9 protein-coding genes are annotated in these 6,499 nt (G+C 31.7%); all 9 read left to right on the top strand.

All coding sequences use genetic code 11. The features are described 5' to 3' along the window. The first annotated feature begins 486 nt into the window (after positions 1–486). Entirely contained in the window at positions 487–810 is a 324-nt protein-coding gene (locus BHF71_RS05035; RefSeq protein ID WP_069656575.1) for a hypothetical protein, read from the top strand. A gap of 723 nt (positions 811–1,533) precedes the next feature. Beyond that, complete coding sequence (locus BHF71_RS05030; RefSeq protein ID WP_069656574.1) at positions 1,534–2,538, top strand: hypothetical protein; 1,005 nt, start codon at positions 1,534–1,536, stop codon at positions 2,536–2,538. A gap of 101 nt (positions 2,539–2,639) precedes the next feature. Continuing rightward, positions 2,640–2,930: a hypothetical protein gene (locus BHF71_RS05025; protein WP_245683824.1), complete on the top strand. Its 291-nt coding sequence runs from the start codon at positions 2,640–2,642 to the stop codon at positions 2,928–2,930. Positions 2,931–3,146: 216 nt separating this feature from the next. Then, positions 3,147–3,611 carry an RDD family protein gene (locus BHF71_RS05020; RefSeq protein ID WP_069656573.1) on the top strand — a complete coding sequence of 155 codons (465 nt, stop codon included), beginning with the start codon at positions 3,147–3,149 and terminating at the stop codon, positions 3,609–3,611. A 235-nt stretch (positions 3,612–3,846) separates the two neighbouring features. Next, complete coding sequence (locus BHF71_RS05015; RefSeq protein ID WP_069656572.1) at positions 3,847–4,248, top strand: hypothetical protein; 402 nt, start codon at positions 3,847–3,849, stop codon at positions 4,246–4,248. Between the two features lie 16 nt (positions 4,249–4,264). Beyond that, positions 4,265–4,597, top strand: a complete 333-nt coding sequence (locus BHF71_RS05010) for a hypothetical protein (protein ID WP_069656571.1) — start codon at positions 4,265–4,267, stop codon at positions 4,595–4,597. A 106-nt stretch (positions 4,598–4,703) separates the two neighbouring features. Then, positions 4,704–5,327, top strand: a complete 624-nt coding sequence (locus tag BHF71_RS05005) for a DcrB/PsbP domain-containing protein (protein ID WP_069656570.1) — start codon at positions 4,704–4,706, stop codon at positions 5,325–5,327. Between the two features lie 21 nt (positions 5,328–5,348). Then, positions 5,349–6,017, top strand: a complete 669-nt coding sequence (locus tag BHF71_RS05000; RefSeq protein WP_069656569.1) for a hypothetical protein — start codon at positions 5,349–5,351, stop codon at positions 6,015–6,017. Positions 6,018–6,143: 126 nt separating this feature from the next. After that, entirely contained in the window at positions 6,144–6,371 is a 228-nt protein-coding gene (locus BHF71_RS04995) for an Imm74 family immunity protein (RefSeq protein WP_069656568.1), read from the top strand. Positions 6,372–6,499 lie beyond the last annotated feature (128 nt).

Raw genomic sequence — 6,499 nt, 5'->3', positions numbered from 1 at the left:
CTCAATTAACAATCTTATTTACATGATTTATGCTACTGCTAATAAGTTAGATATTAATGTTAAACCTCATTAGGTTATTTTATTTCCTTTACAGCCTAATTGAACATCCTCTATCAAGGCTCAGGCAGTCAAGCGCTCTCCTTGACGGGTTGAGTCTTGATAGAGAAACTATGAAAAGGCTGTAAGGTAAAAACATCTATTAACCTATTCGTATTTTCTAATACCAATACTAGATGGCGAAGAGCCAAATATATATATATATTTAAAACAAAAAAAGGTACATTATACCTAAACAAACATCTTTACCCATAGATATAACCTAATGCATCAAAACAAAACAATTATTATCTCAACAAAAGGAAGTGAAGAATGTATTTACTAGATTCATCAATTGTATACATTAAAACACAACCAAGATAACAGCGAAGGAGTGAGCAGTTATGTTAAAGATTCTAATAATTTAGAAAAAAGATAGAGGAAAGGAAATTGAGGTACGATATAATTTTTAATAGATGGAAGATTAGGAACTATGTTGCCTTCGTATTGGTACTAGCATTACTATTTCAAGTTATAGCACCTGCAACACAAGCATACACAAAAGCAATCAGCGGGGAAACTACTACCAATTCGAAAACTAAGAAACCCCAAGCCTACCAAACCCAGACTGATCTAGGCAGAGGGAAATATAGAATCGATTACTGGGACTACAGATGGGAAGAACCTAAATATAAAGAAGTAGAAGAAACCAAAAAAGAATGGGTACCTAGATGGGAAAAGAAAGAATGGGTAACGGTCAAAAGAGGATATTGAAAATGGATAGACACCAGCGGATATAAATGGGTTAAGACAAAAGTAAAGAAATGGGTACCAGCTGAATATAAATGGGAGAGAACCTACTACTACCAAAAAACAAAAGTACCATATAAGAGATGGGTAACAGAAACCACCTGGAAAAAAGTTAAGAAAAGTTACAAAGTCAAAATAAAAAGAGGATACTGGAAATACTCATGGTGGACAGGTAAGAAATATTGGGTAGATAGAAGCTATTACAAGACTAAATACTACTACACATGGAAGAAAGTAACCAGTGGATATTGGAAGGTAGAATATAGGACAAAATGGGTAAGGAAAACAAAGTGGACGAAAAAGCTAGTAAGAGAAGGACATTATGAATGGGAGAGCAAATGGGAAAGAAAGTATGTCAAATCTGGATACAAGAAATGGGTAGACACTAGTTACAGAAAACAGGTTGTAGTAGATTCAGGTGGAGGATACTACACAACAAATAAGGTAACAAAGAAAATAAAAGTAAGAGACGGATATTGGCAAGTATACCTAGTAAAATCTGAAATCCATGAAAGCAAGACACCTGGAAAAGAAGTAGCAGAATCATCAAGTAAATCCATTAATACTTATAACAAAAACTTATTAGGAAACAAAAAAATAAATGTTCTGAAGAAAAAATGGGAAGAAGCAACAACCAAAAAAGAAAGAGAAGCAATAGCAAAAGAAGCAAACAAAATAAGAGAACGAATGAGAGCAGCAGGAATTAAAGAATCAGAAATCATGCAACCAACCCGCCCATTTGATAAAGGAATGTATGATGGTTATATAGGAGACAATTCTGGTTCTGCAGGAGTATTTTCAGGTAACATAACTAAACACATTAAAATTGCACAGTTGGCTGATTTGGAACAGGAAAATAATGATGAAATTAGAGATGAAAATAATATTGAGACCAAATCAGCAATAACAGAGAGAAAAGAGATAAATGGAAAAGATGAAGCAAACTTAATAAGTATTAGTGAAAATTTCTTATTGGGAATATTAGATGCCGCTAAAGAAACAGCGAAAGGGATATGGTATGTATTAAAACATCCAATTGAGACAGCTAAAGGAGTTGCTCTTTTATACAAAGCTTCTAAACCTGGTACAAAAGAGAATATACTATTAACTCTCATTTTAAAAGAAGCGGTACTAAAAGCTTGGGATGATTTTACAGAAGGTAATGCCGATGTAAAAGCAAGAATGGCAGGAAGGTTAGTTGGCGAAATCATAATAGGTATAGTAGGAACAAAAGGAACAACAGCAAGTATTGAAATATTAAAAGAAAGCACAAAAACCGGAAAATTCGCTATATTATTAGGTAGAATTGGTAAGAAAACAACTACAGCAGATGATGTAGTAAAAGCTTTAAATGGGATGGGAACATTGATAGATGATAAAGTGACTATAATAAAACAAGTAGAATTACCTTCTTGGATTAAGAGTGCTTTTAAAGATGGAAAATATACTACGGTGTTAACTAATGAGGATATATTAGTATACAGAGTCTTTGGCGGAAAAGCTGACGCCGGTGGTGCTTTTGCAACGACTCAACCTTCAGAAAATCGAATCCAAAGCAAAATAAGTTTAGCATTATTGCAAGAATGGGGAAATAGCAGAATGTACGAGGCTGTAATAAAAATACCTAAAAAAACCATTTTGAATATTGGTAAGGCATCCGAACAAACAACAAAGACCGGAAAAGTTTTATAAGGTGGAGCTGATCAAATATTATTACCTGAGAATTGGCCTTTAGATTGGATACAAGAAGTTCGCACGATACCAAGTAAATAGTATACAAGGAATGATGAAAAATGGATTTAATGACATTGGATTTACTAAAACAACAAATAAATAAAGTTATATTGCAAATTGGAGAGCAGTATCGCCAAAATCCTAAACCTATTCTAGAATTGATCCTCAAACGTTATCGTAACGCTTTGGACGTTATTAATAATAACGAGCCAGATTCTTTAAAACAGGGGCAGTTTAATATTATAGGTGGGGTAAGAGCATACTTAGATAGTTCAAGTGATTACAATAATCCAATTTTAGAGGAAATGTATAAAGCTGAACAATTAGTAAAACATCTTTTCCCTTTTTGATATTTATAGTTCAGATTTTCTATTAGTATTTAACATACTCGTTTACAAAAAAATTTACATTTTCCTGATGGGTTTAATTTCAGGTTTTTATAAAAAATTACTAGAAAAAATCTTTTGTCCATCCTTTTTTGCATGTAAAGCTAATAAATAGTGACTTATCAGTGGGAATAGTAGCATAAGTAGTTTTTATTTATTATAAAAATAAGGAGGGATTTAATGTACGCTGGATTTTGGAAACGCTTTTTCGGATACTTTATTGATTCCATAGTTATACTATTAGGTGAAATAATACTGATTTTTTTCCTGGCAGTAATAGAAATGATTTTCAATAAGATAGGAATTGAACAAACGATTAAAGAAAACATTTTAGTTATTATAGGGTTACCTTTATATATATCTTGGCCTTGGCTATATTATGCGGTATTAGAATCTTCAAGAATACAAGCAACATTGGGAAAGAAAGTACTACAGTTAATCGTGGTGGATATTTATAATAATAGAATTTCCTTTGCTAGAGCGAGTGCAAGATACTGGAGCAAAGTTATCTCAGCTGCCATTTTACTTATAGGATTCTTTATGGCTGGATTTACAAAAGAGAAACGAGCACTTCATGATATTATAGCAGGTACTTACGTAATTAATAAAAGCCATGAGGAGAATGTAACTTTGATAGAAGCATAAGTCTAATAGTTGTAGGACGCACAGTGCGTCCTATTTTCAATTCAATTCAAACTAATTTGGATAAAAAAAGCAAAAAGAAAATATAGACGTTAAAGAAAAAGATGAATGAAAAACACGGAAAATATTCACATCAATAAAAGAGGGTTTATCTATTGCATTATCGAATATAGATTTTCATGTTAACTTAGCTAAAGGGAAAGCTGGACTTGTTAATATAGTAGGAGATGCATTAGCTATGACGGCAAGTGCAACGGGATTAACCGATACCAAGACTGGGGAAGTGATAAAAGGTATTACTGGAGTAGGAGCAGCGACAATAGATTTAGGAAATAATTTTAAAGATGCAAGACTAGCATTGACAGGTGTATTAAAAAACGGCAAAACAATATTTACTACAACAGCTAAAATATTAGGTCGAGCATCTGGGATATTAAGTATTGTTGATGGGATCTACGACTTGACACAAAAAGATACAAATAAATGGGTAGCAGCAGGAAAGATTTTATCAGGAGGATTGCTGATTGCTGCAACAATGGTTGCTTCTCCTGCAATAGCTGCTGGTTTAGGCTTTGTCGCGGCAACAGGTGGAATAGCTATAGGATTATATGAATTATCAAAAGTTCTAAATAATTTCTAAATAGGAGGTGAGGATATTGGCTTTCAAAGACTTAGTAACACCAGAACAGAGAGAGACAAAAGCATATAAAGTAATGAGAGTGTATTATATTGCGTCATGGGGATTTATGGTAATAGGGGTTATTGGTTTGATTTATTCAGTTAGCTTTTTAATCTATAAGCAAGTATGGACAAAACCTGAAGCATATGTTTATAGCATATTAATGTTGGTTCTTCCTTTAATCCCTTTATCAGGTGGTATATATGGAATCTATAATACAAAAAAAGGACTACGTGAAGCCAACTGGGACTATATTTTCAAAGTAGAAGCAGAAACCGAACATCCACCATGGACTAAAATTAAAAGATAATACTTTTATATTCCAATAAGGCACTGTGCTAAGCGGTGCCTTACCTATAAAAAATAAAGGTAAATATCAAATCAACAACAAAATCATAATGATAGGAGAGAAAAACATGTTCTCAGACAAAATAAAAATAATCATGATGATCATAGGAATACTCATTATAATATCAGGATTATTCACACTATTCAACAATTCAGAGCAAGCAAATACAGCAATAGATCAAACATCAGACAATGAACAAAAAGAAAATGAAAGTGAAAATATTGAATTAGAAAGAAACACTTTACTTAACGGCAAATTAAGCATATTAATACCAAAGTCCTTTAATATTATGACAGATGAAGAAATAAAACAAGCAAATCCTAATATAGAGAACGTACCAATTATCTATGCCAATAAAGAAGGAACAGTAAATATCATTTTTACATACACAACAGATCAAGTGACAGAAGAAGACATTACAACATTAAAAGACGAAATAGCTAACAATATTGACCAAATTCACCCTTTAGCAAAACTAATTGAAGAAAGTCTTACAGACATTAATGGTAAAGTTATAGGAATAGTAGAAATAATAACACCAGGAAAATACACAGAAGTATATAGTCTTATCCTATTTACAGACCTTGAAGAAAGACTACTTACCATTAACATAAGTCTACCAAAAGATCAAATAGGGCAATGGAAACCAATCATAGATCAGATTATAAACTCCTTAGAAGTTAATGAATAAATAGAGAGGAGAGATTGGGGTTTGAAGATAAATACAAGAATCGTATTATTATTTATTATTATTATTATCACAGTTATGGGGGCAATATATATTTATTTGGACGATAACCAATTAACGTCCGTCACTTCCATAATAGATAAAAATAACGTGAATGAAACGTTATCAAGTACTAAGATAAGGTCCGAATCAAATAGTATGAATCTTCAGGATATCGAACTCAAAAGAACAAAGATAATTTCAGATAAAGTTAGTGTTCTCATTCCCGACTCATTTAAAAAGATGTCAAAGGAGTTAGTGATAAAAAAATATCCAAAAGAAAATAGACCGACGTTAGTCTATACAAATGAAGATGCTACCGTTATTATTACGTTTAAAGTAACGGAAAATGAAATAAGATCGGAACAGATTCAAGAATTTAAAGAAATCATAAAGAATAATTTACTGGAAGTATATTCGACTGATGGTTTAGTAAAAGATGGTGTATACGAAATAAACGGGAAAATGATTGGTATGATAGAATATAAAACACCTGCCGAGGATACATATTTATATAATTATTTCTTTTTCACTGATATAGATAATAAACTATTACTTAGTACTATAAATTTTACAAAAGAAAAAAAAGAAGTATGGCAGTCAATAGCTGAAGAAATTATGAATTCATTAGAAATTTATGAAGAAGATATTTAAGGAAATAATGATCAGAAGAACTTTTAACATATTAAAGAGATTCAAATAATCTAGCAAAATAAGATGAAGAATGTATTTACTAGAATCATCAATTCATTGAATGAAGTAGAAAGCTAAGGTGATGTTGTGAAAATTACAGGTACTTCTTCGTACATTGAAGTAGAAATTGACAATAAGACAGTCAAGATTCAAGGTGAGATGATTGTAAATGGGTTTGTTGCTTACTCCGACACGATAATTCATTGGGAGCCACCACACGAGCATCTAACGATTGATAGTGCTACGAAGGATAGGATAATCAAAAAAATCACTGAATATTCTAAAAAAACAAACTTCAAAATTGTGTTTGAGTAAATGTTAATAATAACCCTAATCTTCAATAAAATAGCTCAGTTTTAAAAAGTTGTTTTTGATAATGACTTAGAGAAAGATTTTGGATTGTTGGAAAACATGATTATAACTTGTCAGCATTAATAAAAATA

Source organism: Vulcanibacillus modesticaldus (assembly GCF_001730235.1).
Classification (GTDB): Bacteria; Bacillota; Bacilli; order Tepidibacillales; family Tepidibacillaceae; genus Vulcanibacillus; species Vulcanibacillus modesticaldus.
This window is presented reverse-complemented; position numbering and strand designations above follow the sequence as displayed.

Bases quoted from the DNA above. Each gene is read 5' to 3' on its own strand.
- BHF71_RS05030 (WP_069656574.1), top strand. From the start codon at position 1,534: ATGAGAGCAGCAGGAATTAAAGAATCAGAAATCATGCAACCAACCCGC.
- BHF71_RS05025 (WP_245683824.1), top strand. From the start codon at position 2,640: ATGGATTTAATGACATTGGATTTACTAAAACAACAAATAAATAAAGTT.
- BHF71_RS05020 (WP_069656573.1), top strand. From the start codon at position 3,147: ATGTACGCTGGATTTTGGAAACGCTTTTTCGGATACTTTATTGATTCC.
- BHF71_RS05015 (WP_069656572.1), top strand. From the start codon at position 3,847: ATGACGGCAAGTGCAACGGGATTAACCGATACCAAGACTGGGGAAGTG.
- BHF71_RS05005 (WP_069656570.1), top strand. From the start codon at position 4,704: ATGTTCTCAGACAAAATAAAAATAATCATGATGATCATAGGAATACTC.